Below are 16,041 nucleotides of genomic sequence, written 5' to 3'. Positions count from 1 at the left end.
TACCCATGTCTATTTGCGCACATACACCCGCTCCAATGCGTAGCAAGGACTTACGTAGCGGCCATGATAAGTTCAGTGGCGTTCCGCAGTTTGATAAAACACAAACTGGCGGCGTATACGACTTCTGGCGGGGCTGGCGCTCTGCCTTGCGATGTCGAGATCCATGCAATCCTGACCCCATTAAGGGAGGTAGTTCTGCGTGGAAATCAACAGGCTCAGGGCCTGGTGGCGCTGAGTCTAGTGTGGATGGACTGACCAGCGGGGCGGCGGGCCGGAAGGATCAATCCTCCTGCTCGGAAGCGATCCAGTCGGAAGGACCGAGCACATCGATGAACAGCGTGACAGCCGGGCCGCCAGGCCGGTCGTCAGGGCTCGCCGGATCGCTTCCACCATCGCGCCCGCCACCGTTAAGCTCCCCTACTTCGCCGCCACTGAAGCGCCTCGCCGCAGCTTTCTCCAGATTGTCGAATTCGGACATTCTCTGGCCATTCCGTTCGGTATAGGGTTCCGATAATGCGGCGGAAATGAAATGTCTGCCGTCGAAACGCCAAGTGCGATGGGAATTACCAACTGACCAGGGTGCATCAAAATACTCGAAAGATTGCTTCTGATTCAAAATCGAAAAAGTCGACAGAACATCTTGAGAGAAAGCATGTACGGTGCCCGCGACATTATTGGGACTTGCTGCGTGGCCATTCTGGGGAGGCAGGCCCATCAACTCGACATATAGCCGTGTCCATTCCTTGTAACCTGGGTCGCCCACCGGGCCACCCGGTAATATCCCATGGCCCGATGCACCAGATTTTTCTTTCCAGCCCACCGTCTGACCTGCATTGACCAGGTCCAGCAGGCAACCGGCGTACGAGCCCAGCGCCGGATTCACCTGGGGGTGGGTCCCGGCCCATGATGCAGGATCGGCGACGACCGCCGGCCAGCGGGCCGCGACCGGACTTCCCATCTGCGACGCCGCAGAAGATCGCTTGGCAGGAAACCGGTCGAAGTCCAGGAAAGTCCAGGGGATCTGGGGCTTCAGCCAGGGAGAACCGGCCTGCAGTTGGACGCGGCTCGTGAATTCCGGCTTCAAATCGAAGGTGCCGGACAGGCATTTATCTAGATCAAATGGCGGCATCTGCTGCAGTAATTCGATTTCATGAGCCGAGCTGGTTCCAGAGTATTTCGCAAAGGCAGTGGACGCACGCTTGGCCTGCAAAACCCAGAGCCAGTGGTAAACAACGCCATTCAGATTCTTGCGAATGACCACAGCCAGATCGGCCAGTTCGCATGGGCCAACCCGCTGCGTGGTATTGACGGGGTCGTCCCACTGTACCCAGGCATGTTTATCGAGCCAGATGGAATGCATCCGGATCGTCTGGCCGCTTTGCTGGCCGAGCCAGGTGGATAGCTGCTGCAAGCCGGGCGGTTCGTGCAGCGCACGCACATAGTCCAGTTCCCAGGCACCGGCGAAATGATTGTTCCAGTTGGCGATCGGCTCTGCTAGCCCCCAGAGCAGGTGGTCCATTGCTTGTGCTTGATTCATGGCTTAGTGATTCCCTAGGGTTGACCCTGCTTCGGTTGGATAAAGGACTTGAGTTGGCCGACTCGCCAGCGCCGGTCAGGCCTTCATTGGCGCGCAACTGCTGTAGAAACATGATCATTTTCACCGACATCTTCAGCTGCTCGAACAACATGGCCTGCAGCAGCTGGCGTTACTGCGGATCTGGCGTGGCTTGCGCGATGTCGGCCAGCAGAAGCCGGTTGTGCTGCTCGCCCCCCCCCCCGCGCCAAGAATGGGCGCGTCGGCTCGGCTACGATATTCAGCGACTACTATAGGTCTTTGGCATCCGCATAAACGTATTCGCTCACACCGTGGAGTAAGTGGGCAGGGGACTTGCCGGAACAAAACAGCTTTTCAATCAAGTAAGTATCTCAGTGTTGAGAAATCAGATTGAACGTCCGCTTTTGGTCATGACAGGACTGATCGTTGCTGTGACAACTTTCGCAGGTTCATCAAAAAAAGCCTTAAATACTAAATAAATGCCATGCCCTCATTTGGCCGGTAGCAGCCCCCTCGCTGTGAGCCGATTTCTGCTCCCGCTGCATAACCGTCAACTGGCAACAACGTTTATTCGCCCGTCTGTGTGTAATTACTCATCTCAAGTTCAAGCTGCCGTTCTCGCACCTCAGGTTTCTGAGCCAACAGAGAGGCCAAAAGCTCAGGCTCCCACTTTGACAACCAGCTCACAGCGACTTTGCACTTCTGATGGATATCTGTTCTCGAGACGCCCGGGTTAACTTGAATCAATGATTCAATTTCAGCCAGCGCTTCTTCTTTCCTGCTCTGCCGCCGATCCTCCGCTCGTACAAGCTTCGGTGAGCATTGCGCCCCGCGCATGTAACGCCTGACCGTGATGATTGAGACATTCAGCTGCCGAGCAGCATCACGAATCGTCTCTGCACTGCGAACAATGGCTTGAACCCGGTCATCGCCTTGAAAATTCCCCTCTACCCAGAGCATTCCTTGTCCATCCTCTTGCCAGATGAGCGTTGCATCAGGCTCATGAAATCCTCGAACCACTTCTTGCTGGGAAGTTCCTTCAAACGCGGCCACCCAAAGCATCATCCACAGCAGGGGGTGGTTTGAGCGGCGCTTGAGAAGTGTTTCGTAGATCCAGGGGCGCGCAAGAATGGTTTGAATGCTCGGCTGCACCTGTTCAACCGCTGCAGCCAAATCCGTTTTGACAAACCAATCTTGCAAGTCGACAGGAGAAACCGGTTTCATGGAGGTTACGACACCCATGTCTCTCAACCGCGCAAGAAGCGCGCGCTTGATTGAGACCAGATTGATTTGCTCTTGCCCAACCAAACTGCCCGCCAATGCCGACAAGATGAGCAATGTTTGTTGCTGTCCAACAGTCAGCATCAACTGTGCACTTGATTCTGAAACACCAGGCAAGATCCACTCCGCTCGACCTGGTGTCAGCCTGTTGAGAGGCATGCCGTGCTCCACACACCACCATGCCCCTGGCATCTGGTGAGGCAGACGCCACCTAGCCGCACCCCAATCTCCTACATCTTTCTCGGCGCAGCACGGACACCAACGCATTTCAGACCCATCTAGGGTGCTGGCACGCATGCCAAACCGAGTCAGCCATGGGGTTCTCTGGGCAATTGCGGCACGTTCATCAAAGTCTTGGCGTTGCTCTGCCCTCAGAAAGGGGTAGTAAGCCGCAAGAACAGTTCTCTGCAGCAAGATGCTTCTGATGTTCCCCAGCGATCCACCCGTGACAAGTTCCAAATAATCTAAGCGGGTGCTGACAGCCCACTCTTTGTAGGCATGAGAAGCACCAAAGAGCCTTTTCCCAGTCTCCTTGGTCGCACCGCCCAAAAGTCGATGCATCCGCGCAGACCAAGAGTAAAGCGTCTCATCCCCGCGCCAGTCAGGGATGAGATGCAGTGGCTTACTCGACATCTTTCTTGCCGCGCTTACCGGACTGCCTGGCGCGGCGCTCTCTGCCAGCCTCATCGGTCAAGAATTTCAGTCCAGCCATCAATCGCTTTTGCTCTGCGGCGGCGTTAGATTCCTCCTCCTTGTCGGTGCTCGCAACGGTAAGCTGTGAATCAAATGTCTCACCAGACTTTGGCTTTTTTCGGGCCGGGCCTGGCAAATCCTTCAACCAGTAGTCACGCAACTGATTGTGCGGCAGATCCCGATAATCCATCAACGTGTTGATGTCATGGTTAGCCAATGCACGGTTTCTCGCCCTCACGATAGAAAACTTCGGCGACTGAACGAACACCTGAAAGACCAAATCAGTCGTCACTTGCGACACGTTGTTGATCAGTGCCCAATCCATGACTTCGGCCCTCAATCTGGCCAACTGTCTTGGCAAGCCTCCTGTCATTTGCCACAGGAGTGACGGCCAGTCCGTTGCCTCACCCATGGCATCCAGTGTTTTGAAGGGCGAATCCGCCAAATCGAGCAAACAGGGTTGCCACAGCCCAGGTAGCCACGACTTGGTCCATGTATCGCTTTGTGGTCCCCATTCAGGAAACATGGTGAACCACCCCCCTTCCGAAAACCGATCCACGTCCTGAGCATGCGTTCGCAGCTCTATGAAAGAGAGAGGATTTCCCACGATCATCGTTGGGATTCCCCAGTTCAAAATCCTCAGAAAGAAGTTCAGGAAATCTCGTGAGAACACCTTGGAGCCCAAATTGGCTTCTTGAGCCTCTTCAATGATCAGCATGCCGCAACGGTGCTGTACCAGCAGCTGCATCACCCCGACGATCAAGGTCTCGATCTTGTTGGAAGATCGAATCAAGGACTTGTAATATTCGGTCTCCAACACCCGATCCATCTCAGCCAAGATGGACGCCAACAGTCCACGCCGCGAATGGTCGGCAGGCATAGGTACCTTGAGCCAAACCAGCTGCCTGAGCTTGAGCATGCCCCAGTCACCTTTGGGCTCATGGTCGACCACCTGAGGCAACAGGCCCAACACTCGCTCAACGATGTGTGACTTACCGATACCGGTCATCCCTTCAAGAATCATGCCCTTGGCCTGCACAGGATTCCACGGAATTTCATCAACACTGCGCCGGTACCACTGCTGGGTGGAGTTGATCCATCGCTGCACCTCAGGCCAGGTTGGATTGCGACGCTCCAGCCCTTGAAGCAATGCGCTCAAAATGCGGTCTGCAATGCGCATGGCCTGGTGGGTGGGTACAAAGATCTTTTGGTACTGATCCGTCAATCTTCGTCGCTGCGCAAGGGGTAAGTCACACTCTCCTGCAAACGGAACGGGCGAATGGATCAGCGCTTGAACCAGCAATTTTGGATCAGCAAGCCATCCGGAGATGGATGAAAGTCCCGGTGCCTGCAGCAATGGGTTCTGAATGGGGTTATCCATTTGCGCCTCCACGGCGGTTTTCGTAGATCTGACCTGCGATATCGAGCCACAAATCATTCGATGTACTTGGCTGTGATTGCGGAACCATCTGAAGCTCAGGTGTAAGTTCTACCGCTCTGTCCGCCTTTTCTGACTCCCATGGCAGCAGCTGCTTTGAGGGCATGCCCGTCTGGATCGCTTTTTCCATTTCGGTCATTGCCCGAACGTCACGCTTCATTTCTGTTTTTGTAGGTTTTCCGTGTGTCTTGATGGCTTCGTGCTGAACTTTTTTCCCCGCCTTGTAACGGTTTTTCGTATTGGCCAGCTTGTCAGCCAGATGCTGCGTTTCGAACTTCTTTGACAGGAATTTAGCAAGCTTGTCGTCTTCACTGATGGCGAGCCAGTCCATCAACGTCACCCCTTCAAAATCCTGATCACCTGTCGCCAGATCAAAGCGCTTGAGCCCGTCAATGTTTGCCCAAATGTGAGTCAGGTCTATTGGATTCATGTGAACCACCAGCCGCCTCACCTTGCGTTGGCTTTGGTTCAATAGTCCTTGTGTCAACAGGTACTCACTGCGATAGACCAACTTGCGAATCAACCTTTCTCCACCAGCGCCGGGCACAAATAGATGGATGCCATCGGCATGCATGGAGGCGTCAAAACGAGGCAGACAGGTAACCCTGAGCACATCAATATCCATTGGCGATGACGACAAATAGTGGTGCTCGATCATCCATTCGACAACACCTCTTCGCGTCCGCTCTTTTATGCCCGGATACATCTCCAGCCGAGGAGGATCGATGTATTCGATATTGTTGTGGTGCAGGACCTCTCCAATCAACAGATGCATGTAGTCATCAAATCGCAATCCTGCTGCATCAATCCGGTCGGCTTCTCCCCGCTTCTTTGTACGCCCCATCGTGCTTCCCGGCAACAAATGATCATTTGTTTTTTGTCGTTGGTTATGGCCAGACTCATTGGGTGCCTTGTTGATGGCGTCGTACACCTTGCCATAGCTGACTGATGTGCTCAGCTCCTGCAAGGTGTACATGGTTAGCTTGTTCTTGGCTTCCCCGTTGTCTGCCTCAAACATGTTGAAGGTGGTGCCATACCAATCTCGAGGCTCAATGGTGTGGCCGAATCGTGCGCACATAGCCACTTTGTCAGAGGCAGCATTCAGTATCGCCAGCAATGCCGTGGTGGCGCTGGCCGCCTCAAATCCGACATAAATTCCAAAGATGTAATCAATCGATGCCCCCAACACTTCCGTTCGCCAAGGCGATTTCAGTCGCTTGAGTGGATGGATCGAAGAAATCAGCGTCTGGTCGGTAGATGTGCTGTCGATGTATGCGACACCATTGAGCGTGTCATACCGATCACGAGCCTTGTTCATGCGCCGCAAAGTTTCATCGCGTGAAGGTGACATCCCTCGGTTCAGCTCAATCGATCGCAGTGTTTTGTGGCTTCGCAACCCCCAATATCTGAACATTTCTGGACTGATGTCGAACGCCTCAGGCTTGAGCTCAACTTTGACACTTTGTGCAGAAGCCGTGACTGACTTCACGAAGTAGTCGTTGCACGTCCTGACTAATGCCACGCGATCAGAAACTCCTTTTGCTTTGTGTCGCTTCCATCCTAATGCCAACTTGGTCCTGGTATCTGTCGAAAGACTCGGCCTATGTTTCTTATCCCCAAGCCTTCGGGCTGCAATGTTCGGACGCCCGGTGTCTTTGATGCTGAACTTCTGCTGCCCCGGCGCACCGCAGTTGCCATATCCTGGCATGAGTGCTCTTTTGTCACCCAATCCCAGAAGATAGGCGTGAAGTGCTCGACGAATCTTGACGGCAGATTTCAAGCCCAGCTCTTGGGCTCGATACGCAGGCCAGGTCTTCAAATCGGGATGTTCGAGGATTTCTCTGACCGTGCACTCCTCCACAAACGGTCTGATCAATTCATAGGATTGATCGCGGACCTCTTTCCACTTGGCAAGTTTTCGCCTGTACCGCCGCAAAGGGTTGTTTTTAAGTTCCGATTCAATCTGCGACTCGGTCCACAACCAATGTTCGGGTGTCTTGAAATCCACAAGATTGCATTTTTCCGGATCTTCCAAAGCCTTTGCTAACGCAATCGCCGAAAGAGCTCGAGGAGCTGGCACATAGTTGGCCAGTCTTTTTTCCTTTGATTTTGGGAATGGCACATGGATCACCAACTCGTGTGCCAGATTCACGTAAATGATCCTAGAGGTCTGAATCATCTTGCCCGTCGGAGACTTCTGAACGATGCATTTCCCTACCCAGCTCTGGCTCATACTGCATCTCCTAAAAAATGCGAGGCCAACTGTCCAAGGCAGCGGTCTTTGCCACGCCTGCTCGGTTTGAGCATAGAAATACGCTGGCCCATATCTATGTCGATGAGATGAAGCCAGACTCCTACACGCCACAAGGTAGAGGCTTGTTGCTCCTCCACCTGAGCTGCTTTGGCCGCTTGAGAAATGGACAAGTGCAGGGGTACTTCTTGAAAGGAGTGATTGAGGTGATCACAGAACTGCTGAAGCTGCCCCGTACCTACCCACTTCAAAATCTCATGCCGAGCGGGCTGGTAAGCCTGCAGGTTCTTGAGCAAAACCGGATTGAACTGTGATCCCCCTTCCTTGAGATGCTTTGCCCCGACCGTGCGGCAATAGATCTCGTCTAACGTAGTCCGCTCCTGCGCTCGTGTACTACTCAACAGGATCTCTTCAGGCTTGCAGCTCACCCCGAGGTGGTGCGTCTTCCCTTGCCATTGGACCGTGGCCATCATGTCCAGGGATGCGATGTACGGGACATCACTGCCCACAAAATTCCCGTGCCCGATTCCAACATCGCGTGCGATATCCAGCAGCCCAACAGTTCTAGCCCGATGATCTGTTTCGATGGGGTGCTGATGCTCTGTCGGCCACAACGGCAGGCACTCCCGCAACTCCACAGCCCCCAAATACGCCAGCTGCAGGGCCGTGTGATGCTCCAGCTTGCTCAGGAAATGGTGATTGCGCTTGTGGATGCTCAAGGAGGAGAACATCTGATGGCTCACAGGGCTTGAGAATCCACTCGTGATCGGAATCCATGGGCTATAGAACTCTCCCCTGCCTTGCCCTCGGCCTGCCTTGATCCAACCGAGAACCTGCTTCAGTTTTCTCTCTGTGTAGGATTTTTTGAGCTTGCTGCGATCCATCCGCGTGATGCGATCCAACAAACGGTACTCATAGAGGTAATGGCTTGATGAATCCATCAGCCCCAAATACCTCTGCTCTCCAATATCTGACATGCGTTACCCCTCCGAGCGCCAATGCGTTCGGTCATTCGTTGTCCTAATGCAACGGCTGTTGCCGTGCATGGCGAAGGAGCACGGGTCAGGGATTTGATGGATTCCTCAGAAATGCGCGAAAGAGTTCCCCCCTCGCATGCCAAATTTCTTGGCAGTCGAATGCAAATTTCCGGAGGAGCATCGAAAGACGCAGCCCGTGCCCCATTGACAGGGGATTGAACTGGCCAGAGAATGAAAGTGCTTAGGTTTGGTTCTCTGACCAAATCAACCCCGGCGGGCCTTGTGCCCGCCGTTTTTTTTTAAGTCATAGCAACCTCCAACAGAGGGTTGGACTTAGCCAGCGAGGCGACCAAGCTGGCACTTTTATTGATTTGCTGCAGGCTTGCCATCAGCCCGCTGATCTGTTGAGGTTGCAGATGACGAAGCGCATGCAGCCCTGTGGAGATAAAGGCTACTTCGGTCTCGCTGGCCCCCTTATTCCCTAAGTGGACAATCAATCGGTCATGGTGCGCCGCCCAATGAAGATGCGCCACCTCCTCCTCTGATAGCCGAAATACTTCACTCGCCCGCTTGATCTGTTCATCATCAAATGGGACACGAGTCCCTTTTTCGACAGCGCAAAGCACGGTCGGATCCACCCCGAAATCCAATGCAGCCGTTTTCTGCAACACGCCGCGACTCTTGCGCAGCCGTGTGAACAGCAATGGGAACAACAGAAGGGAACGATCCTGATTCATTGTCTTGGCATTTTTTCGTCAACCGGTGAAGCAATCCTACAAATTTCCAGCCTGGTTAACCACACGTAGCCTTGTGCCAGAAAACCCTTTCTCGAGCGTGTTAATGATGGGCTCAAAAAAACCGCTTTTAAGAGTGGAAACGATCTGCTAAAACCCGTACTGTTTTGTCAGAAAGTTACGGTTTAGGATGCACACCAAAGTCATTGACCAAATCCGAACACGGGTTTGGCTCGCTGAAATACGTTCACTGAGTGGCTTGCAAGCCATCCATGCACTTGCGGCTCAATTTGATCCCGAGTCAACATGGAAAGATGGCGAAGGGATCCCTCATCAATCCAAGTGGTACCGCTATGACGCCGGTCAAGCAATTCCTTCGAAACCACTCACAAGCAAGGTCACCGCAGCCCTTCCTGCCCTGTCATTTGACATTCATCACCCCACATGGACATTGCTTCGCAAGCCTGCACCCTCTCAGAAGACGATTGAGCGTCTCGTCGAAAAGATGCCCCTCCTTTGGCGTCAAGCATTGAAAACGCTCAACAGCGACACCTTCGATTTCCGCCGTATCAATTTAGATCTGGTCACCAAATACAGCCTTACTGAAATGGGCTACCTAGATGCCTTCCTGCTGCTTGAGTTAGCACGCAGAAATGCGTTCAATGAGCGTGGCGGAAAAGCAGAGAATTTGACGTTCATCATCTTGGCGCTTCCACTTGTTTACATCGACGACCCTCTTTGGACTTTGCAAGATGCTTCACAGAAAAAAGCAACCCTTCATGCCATCGTTCGGTCGCTCTGGTTAAGTGGTGAACATTTCGGTTTTATTTGCTTTCCTAAAGACCGTCTGGTGCAGGCCATGGCAATGCAACGTGTTCTCCTGTTGCGCCACACACTCAATCGACCCAGAGCCTTGAATTCGCAGATGAAAAAAATCAGATTTCTTGCCAATTGTTTAGGCGACAGCCCCGACGAACGCTATGCCATCTCAACCTCAGCCTTTGTCAAAGAAGGCCCAGTTTCCAGTCACTTTAGCTCGATTTTTTTCGGACATGACCCTTATGCCCAGTTCGTCTGGCAATGGGCATGGAACTGGCTCAAGCAGGATCCTGAGTTCAGTCATTTTGCGAGCTGCCTGAAAAGGCACACGGCCGGATAAATTTTTCAATACAGACTTATTTCTATGTTCACCAACGTTCCTGCGCCGCTACCTGACGAATGCCTCAGAAGTTATGGATATCGGGTTTTTGAAGAGAACAAGCGCCCAATCAAGATGACCCGAAACTTGCTTCAAGATTTGCATCGGGCGTCCAGACTGAGTATCGATCACCTTGTGAGGCACCATACCCATCTTGGCTACTTCAGATTTGTTAGTGAAAAATATTTCGATCAAGAAATTTCACGCCATCCTGATTTGCATACAAACAGAATGATCAACGCAGGGTTAACGCCTTCTAGAACAGCAAACTATTGCCCAAAATGCATTGAAGAAGATTGTGATTTCCATGGTCTCAGCTATTGGCGAAGATCACATCAACTCCCTGGTGTCAATCATTGCTCAAAACACTCTGTATCACTTTACATGGTCGATCCTGAATGCCTCATTAGGTGCCAACCGTCACAGACAAAAAAATTTAGCGGTCGCAGGCATGCGATACCTCTTTCGGAAAGGGATATCTATTTCAATTCAAAACTAATTCAACGATTCACCACCCTCAGTGAGACCGCATTAGATCAAACCACATCAATCAAGCAAGATAATATTACCGCTGTTTTTCACGCACGATACAAGCAAATATCTACGGGCGATTTCAACATCTTTACCAGTGATAGTCTTGAAAATTTACCGACAAGCTGGCGTCTTCATCTTTCAAAAAGAACGACAAGTTATGACGCGATGCTTGGCTCACTTGTAAGGCTAATCAATTCCGCTCAAGCGCCGTACCGAACACAGCAATATCTGCTGATCATGGCCATGCTTTGGGAGAACCCCGATGAAGCACTCAACGAATGCATTTCGAAACTAAATTGCAATGAAGACAGCTACTGCAGTTCGGCCGCCAAAGATGCCCTAGAAGATGTTCTTCGTGGTGCATCCATTACGTCTGCATGCAGGAAACATGGCGTTCTAATTAAGGATTTCGACAGAGCACTTCAAAATTTTCTTCGCCATCGAAACGATTTAACGAACATGATGGCTTCCTAGCGATTTTCAGAGAACACATCTAAGCGTCACACCACAGGAACTTCTGCCCAACATGTCGTGTAATTCGGCGACTTTCTCTCCTGCCGCATCTGCCAGTCCTTGAACGCCCACTGCGTTGACACCTTCACGGTGCCGCGCCCATAGCGCTGGTTCAGCTTGTCGAGGGCTTGCATCAGGTTGGCGTTACTGGTGGTCTCAGGCTCCAACAAATCCCCCTGCCTGTGAGTAACAGGGCTGATTTCGCTGAGCATGATTCCGGCTTTCTTGTATTGGTACTCCGTTTTGAACATGCGTTCGCAAAGGTAGCTAGCCCATCGGTTGACCTCCAAGCTGTCGTTGGTCGGATTCGGCAACGGTACTGCCAAGCTGGGCATGTACTGTGGCAAGTCTTTCCTGAAGCGGTTGGTCTGCAGGAAAACCTGGATCACCGACGCATGGCTGTTTTGTGCCCGCAACTTGGCACTGGCGTTGGCCACAAAGGTGGACAGTGCATCCTGCAGCACAGGCAACTCCGTAACCATCTTGCCGAATGATCTGCTGGAGATGATTTGTTGTCGGTCGGGCTGGATTTCCTGTAACTCAATGCACGGAATTTCTTGCAGCTCACGTTGGGTCTTCTCCATCACCACACCAAACTCTGCCCGCAGTGTGGGCACATGGGCCCGCCGTAGGTCGTCAACGTTGTATACGCCATGCCTTGCCAGTTTCTCAGTCAGCTTACGCCCCACGCCCCAGACTTCTTCGGCAGGTATGTGCTGCAGCAGTCGTGTTTTCTGTTCATCGGTCAGTGCGTTGTAGTTAAAGACTCCGCGAGAGCGCGGATGCTTCTTGGCCACATGGTTCGCCAGCTTGGCCAGTGTCTTGGTCGGGCCAATGCCAACGCACACGGGAATGCCCGTCCACATCGTCACCCTTTGGCGCATGGCATAACTCAGTTCACGTAGATTGGGGATACCAGTCAAGTCCACAAAGCTTTCGTCGATCGAATAAACCTCATGCTGGGGGCCATAGTCGCTAAGGATGTTCATGACCCGGTTTGACAGGTCGGCATACAGCGCGTAGTTGCTGCTCATCGCCAGAATCCCGTGCTCTTCAGCCAACTCTTTGCACTCGAACCACGGCTGGCCCATCCTGATCCCAATTGCCTTGGCTTCGTTCGATCGGGAGACCACGCAGCCATCGTTGTTGGAGAGCACCACAATAGGAACCTTTGCCAGGTCCGGCCGGAAGACCCGTTCGCAGCTCACATAGAAGTTGTTGCAGTCGACCAAGGCCAACTGCTGCACAGGCCTGTTCACCGGGTAACCTTAGTACAACTTGTGCAGGTTGCGCGTCACCACGCCCCAGATGACCAGTTCCTCGCCATCCTTGACCACGATGGGTGGGTACAGCGGGTTTTCTGCGATCAGCTTGACCACGCCGCCCCGGCGGTACAGGCGTTTGACCGTGTAGTCGTTATTCAGCACTGCCAAGACAATGTTGCCGTGCTTGGCCTCGATGGAGCGGTCCACCAGCAACTCATCGCCCTCATAGATGCCGATGCCGTTCATCGAGTCGCCCTTGACCCGAAAGATGAAGGTGGCTTCCTTGTTCCGAATCAGGTGTTCGTTCAGGTCAATGCGCTTGCGCGTGTGGTCTGCAGCAGGCGATGGAAAACCAGCTGCTACCTTCCAAGCGCAAACATCCAGCCATACTTTGGTGTCGGGTACGCACACGGGAGAAAGCGACGATTCATTGAGAGTGGGCATGTCTTGAATATACTGTACAAATATCCAGCATTTCAAGTGCCCATTTCTACCTCAGCAAGAGAACTTTGGGATCAGGTCCTTGGTGCCGGAAATGCCACCAACTTAGGCATGTGCTGCCAGTTCATCAGTGCCGTGGCCTGCGTAACATCGGCACTGAGCCACGTATCGTGCAGCTCGGGAGCGATGATGACGGGGGTTCTTTTTTCATCGCCAGGTTTGTGAAACTGCTTCATCACGGGGTGCTCATCGGCATTCACCGTCAGCATTGAAAAGCTCACCACCCTCTCGCCCGAGGCGGGGTCGGTCCAGCGGTCCCAAAGGCAGGCAATGCCAAACGGATCACCGCTGGCCAGCTCAATTTTCCAGCGCACGGCCTTACCTGACTCGTAGCTGGGCTCGTAGAAGTTATCGACCAGCACCAAGCCGTATTGGCGCTGACGCCATGCAGTGCGGTAACTGGGCTTTTCTGCTACGGTCTCACTGCGGGCGTTGTAGGTGTGGCGACTGATCTTGTCGTCCTTGGCCCATGCCGGGATTAGGCCAAACCGAGCTAAGCCGCACGCGACCCGACCGGTCAGGTGGCTTTTGACAACGACAGGTGCAGCAAACCCTGGGTAGGACTCGTCTGGGTAGCCAGCTGGCAGATCAACGCCCAGCTTTTCCTTGACACATTGGGCGCGTTGAGTTGGCGTGAAATTGGTGCACACAAAGCGAGTTTACATACGGGCTGCCAGCGCACTCAGTGGGAGCCGGTACATAATTCAGTTGAGGCTTCGGCTGCCCCGCTTTTTCCTTCCTGAGCGGGTGCTGTTCGTGCAAACGCGATTGGCTTGTCGCCCCAGCTCATACTGGGGCTTTTTTGGGCTGAAGTGATATCCTAGGGCTTCATCAAAGTTTCCTTTATGTCCCGCAAAGAGCGGCGCTTACTAGTTAGCGTTTCTGCTCTCGGAATCGCACTGATCAAAGTGCCACTCATTCCTACTAAATTTGCGGGAATGCCACCCAAGTAATATGGCCGGCAAACGACAACACTACATTCCCCGATTTCTTCAGTGCGGCTTTCTTGCGGACCATACTGATAATGCGGATCGGACTTGGCTGCATCGACGAGACACATCCCCGCGACTAGTCGTTACAAAAGACGTTGGAGTAGGCGAATATTTCTACTCAAAACTCGCTATCGCTGGTGAAAAAACGCTCGACGACCTGATCACAGCATTTGAATGTGAAATTCAAGCCGATCTCAGAGCAATTCAGAAGACGCCACCGGGAAATGTCATTGAACCAATCGTGGCAGCTCGCATCACTACACACCTCACATTGAGAACTGCGCATCTGCGATCGGTATTACAACAGGGTATGGCGGAATTCCTAGATCAGATCTCAGCACTGTCCGCTGACTCGGACCAACTGCGCGAATTGATCGGTGTTGACAATGTCGGAATGAGTAGAGTACTTGCTGCCATTGAAGAAGAGTTGACCTCGTCTCCCCTTGGGGACCTGCTGCCGCGTCCTTTCGCAAAGAGGTTCGTAGCCTTCTGGCTTCGCGAGTCGTTCAATGATGTCTACGCATCTAATGCGGCTATGTTTGAAGAAGCGTTGTCCAAGCTCATCAAAGAACTGCCCTCCATGATGCGTGATAGCCACAACAAAGCCTTGAGGACTACGAACCCGAAACAGTGGGAGGCCGACCTCGCACAGCTATCTTGGCGAACGCACAGCGTAATCGGTGCAATTCTTCCAGACTGCATTGCATTGGCACAGATCGGCGCTGACCCACTTACCCCTTTTATTCTGAAAGAGCAACAGATACCCGACTTGCTCATCTTGCCCATTGCTCACAACCTTTTGCTAGTGGGATCAAGAGACGAGCCGATTCAGCTAGACATCGACACAGTCAATGCCGCAAGCGCTGCCTGCAGCGATAGCTTTTTCATTGCCCACAGTTCCACCGACCTCTCGAGCTTGATTGGGCAGCGATGTTCGCTTGCGATTAAAAGAGTTGTGAGTGAGGCTATGGCAGAGATGCACCCTAGCCGCAAATTGCGCTCAATCGACATGGCCGGCATGACGCGGGTGGTATCAGACAGCAGAGTGGAGAACTTCAGTTTTTCTCTAACGTGCCAAGGTTTTTTCGATGTGGAAGCGGTGGAAAAACTCGGCGAAATTATGCAGGTTGTTGTTCGTGAAATAAACCGCGAGCTGCCACTTTCAGAGCTAGATGGCATGACGTTCGCGGCTGACTATGCGGCCGCACTTGAGGGGCTGGACAGAGGCGATCCGACGCTAAGTTCGGAGAAAACGAATCCGCGAGCCTATGGTCAAGCCGTCGCAAAATGCGTTCATGTCATCCGCAATGGAGAGCGCAAGGAGCATCTGATTTTTGACGCATGCATTGCTGTGAACCTGTTCGATGCTGCCGATGAAAACAGATCCTGGGCCCTACACCTCATCGTCAGCATGCTTGCCAACGTGGCACATAGTCGGCTATTTAATCAACGTCTGCCTGCGATTCAGGATCCCCCCCTCGACAGCATCACAAGTCGATTTCACACTGCGTCTTCCACGTCACCAGGTAGGTACTTCTCAGCGCGGACCAGTGCGTTTGCCGACACCAAGGCAGGTGAGCGATTCGCCACCTTGTTTTCGGATAGCCTGCTCTCCGCACAGCGAGAGATCAGAGTCGCGAGGCAGGCCTACCTCGCCGACCACGATATGGATCGCCTGCTTGATGTAGCTCTTTTGCACGTCTCTTTCGTTCTTGCTCATGCAGCCGAATGGCTCGGGCATCGGGATGGAGTTCCAGCACAGGAGCCATTCCCAGGGTCATCGCTTCCTGAGCAAATAAAGACTCAAGGTCTCAGCAATTGGTTCGAACTTTTCGGACGGGACTTACAGCGGCTTTACGATGCAGAAGAGCAATTCAACACCGAAAACATCTTCGCGCTGTCACGACACGTTGAGCGACTGCTATGGACGATGGGCATGTTTCCGTGGCCAACTGAGGATGGAAACCTATACGTGTCGCTGGCCCCTCTCAGCTGACCGACTACCTAACTTGACTTCGTTACAGTGGAAGTGGTCGTTGCCCAAGTCACTTCTTGGCTGGATGTAACGAAGCATAGGCATGTGATAAGACAAAACTGAGTGGCTCCGGC

Annotated in this window: 12 protein-coding genes and 1 pseudogene; 3 read left to right on the top strand and 10 right to left on the bottom strand. The window is 52.9% G+C overall.

The genetic code is table 11. The features are described from left to right. Positions 1-280 precede the first annotated feature (280 nt). The 7 genes and pseudogenes from B9Z33_RS04620 to B9Z33_RS04595 form a co-directional block, all read right to left on the bottom strand. Positions 281-1,537: a hypothetical protein gene (locus tag B9Z33_RS04620; protein WP_146183821.1), complete on the bottom strand. Its 1,257-nt coding sequence runs from the start codon at positions 1,535-1,537 to the stop codon at positions 281-283. A 585-nt stretch (positions 1,538-2,122) separates the two neighbouring features. Then, entirely contained in the window at positions 2,123-2,953 is an 831-nt protein-coding gene (locus B9Z33_RS04615) for a hypothetical protein (RefSeq protein WP_233252727.1), read from the bottom strand. A gap of 45 nt (positions 2,954-2,998) precedes the next feature. Then, a pseudogene (locus tag B9Z33_RS15810) lies at positions 2,999-3,469 on the bottom strand (TniQ family protein); the annotation flags it as partial. Further along, on the bottom strand, positions 3,459-4,910 hold the full coding sequence (locus B9Z33_RS04610) for an ATP-binding protein (RefSeq protein ID WP_158270172.1): 1,452 nt from the start codon (positions 4,908-4,910) through the stop codon (positions 3,459-3,461). The pseudogene B9Z33_RS15810 and the gene B9Z33_RS04610, both read right to left, overlap by 11 nt. Next, positions 4,903-7,200 carry a hypothetical protein gene (locus B9Z33_RS04605; RefSeq protein WP_108285774.1) on the bottom strand — a complete coding sequence of 766 codons (2,298 nt, stop codon included), beginning with the start codon at positions 7,198-7,200 and terminating at the stop codon, positions 4,903-4,905. Before B9Z33_RS04605 ends, B9Z33_RS04610 begins: the two co-directional genes overlap by 8 nt. Next, entirely contained in the window at positions 7,197-8,195 is a 999-nt protein-coding gene (locus tag B9Z33_RS04600) for a hypothetical protein (protein ID WP_108285773.1), read from the bottom strand. Before B9Z33_RS04600 ends, B9Z33_RS04605 begins: the two co-directional genes overlap by 4 nt. 299 nt (positions 8,196-8,494) lie before the next feature. Further along, positions 8,495-8,932 carry a helix-turn-helix transcriptional regulator gene (locus B9Z33_RS04595; protein ID WP_108285772.1) on the bottom strand — a complete coding sequence of 146 codons (438 nt, stop codon included), beginning with the start codon at positions 8,930-8,932 and terminating at the stop codon, positions 8,495-8,497. A 187-nt stretch (positions 8,933-9,119) separates the two neighbouring features. Between B9Z33_RS04595 and B9Z33_RS04590 the strand changes: the two genes are divergently transcribed. Together B9Z33_RS04590 and B9Z33_RS04585 are read left to right on the top strand one after the other, a co-directional pair. Next, entirely contained in the window at positions 9,120-10,088 is a 969-nt protein-coding gene (locus B9Z33_RS04590) for a hypothetical protein (protein WP_108285771.1), read from the top strand. Between the two features lie 24 nt (positions 10,089-10,112). After that, positions 10,113-11,135, top strand: coding sequence for a TniQ family protein (locus B9Z33_RS04585; protein ID WP_108285770.1), 1,023 nt, complete (start codon positions 10,113-10,115; stop codon positions 11,133-11,135). Between the two features lie 26 nt (positions 11,136-11,161). Here B9Z33_RS04585 and B9Z33_RS04580 read toward each other — a convergent pair whose 3' ends face one another. The 3 genes from B9Z33_RS04580 to B9Z33_RS04570 form a co-directional block, all read right to left on the bottom strand. Next, positions 11,162-12,421: a Y-family DNA polymerase gene (locus B9Z33_RS04580; RefSeq protein WP_108285769.1), complete on the bottom strand. Its 1,260-nt coding sequence runs from the start codon at positions 12,419-12,421 to the stop codon at positions 11,162-11,164. Between the two features lie 21 nt (positions 12,422-12,442). Then, a complete protein-coding gene (locus B9Z33_RS04575; protein WP_233252726.1) occupies positions 12,443-12,883 on the bottom strand; it encodes a LexA family transcriptional regulator in 441 nt (146 codons plus the stop codon). A 71-nt stretch (positions 12,884-12,954) separates the two neighbouring features. After that, positions 12,955-13,590, bottom strand: coding sequence for an SOS response-associated peptidase (locus B9Z33_RS04570; RefSeq protein WP_108285768.1), 636 nt, complete (start codon positions 13,588-13,590; stop codon positions 12,955-12,957). A gap of 304 nt (positions 13,591-13,894) precedes the next feature. On the opposite strand from B9Z33_RS04570, the gene B9Z33_RS04565 reads away from it, so the two are divergent. After that, positions 13,895-15,928: a hypothetical protein gene (locus B9Z33_RS04565; RefSeq protein WP_108285767.1), complete on the top strand. Its 2,034-nt coding sequence runs from the start codon at positions 13,895-13,897 to the stop codon at positions 15,926-15,928. Positions 15,929-16,041: the final 113 nt, after the last annotated feature.

It is taken from the genome of Limnohabitans sp. T6-20, from assembly GCF_003063505.1.
Classification (GTDB): Bacteria; Pseudomonadota; Gammaproteobacteria; order Burkholderiales; family Burkholderiaceae_C; genus Limnohabitans_A.
Note: the sequence above shows the minus strand (reverse complement) of the source record. Positions and strands in the feature narration are given on the sequence as shown.

Coding starts and splice junctions, on each gene's coding strand:
- B9Z33_RS04620 (WP_146183821.1), bottom strand. CDS start 1,537: ATGAATCAAGCACAAGCAATGGACCACCTGCTCTGGGGGCTAGCAGAG.
- B9Z33_RS04610 (WP_158270172.1), bottom strand. CDS start 4,910: ATGGATAACCCCATTCAGAACCCATTGCTGCAGGCACCGGGACTTTCA.
- B9Z33_RS04605 (WP_108285774.1), bottom strand. CDS start 7,200: ATGAGCCAGAGCTGGGTAGGGAAATGCATCGTTCAGAAGTCTCCGACG.
- B9Z33_RS04600 (WP_108285773.1), bottom strand. CDS start 8,195: ATGTCAGATATTGGAGAGCAGAGGTATTTGGGGCTGATGGATTCATCA.
- B9Z33_RS04595 (WP_108285772.1), bottom strand. CDS start 8,932: ATGAATCAGGATCGTTCCCTTCTGTTGTTCCCATTGCTGTTCACACGG.
- B9Z33_RS04590 (WP_108285771.1), top strand. CDS start 9,120: ATGCACACCAAAGTCATTGACCAAATCCGAACACGGGTTTGGCTCGCT.
- B9Z33_RS04585 (WP_108285770.1), top strand. CDS start 10,113: ATGTTCACCAACGTTCCTGCGCCGCTACCTGACGAATGCCTCAGAAGT.
- B9Z33_RS04575 (WP_233252726.1), bottom strand. CDS start 12,883: ATGCCCACTCTCAATGAATCGTCGCTTTCTCCCGTGTGCGTACCCGAC.
- B9Z33_RS04565 (WP_108285767.1), top strand. CDS start 13,895: ATGGCCGGCAAACGACAACACTACATTCCCCGATTTCTTCAGTGCGGC.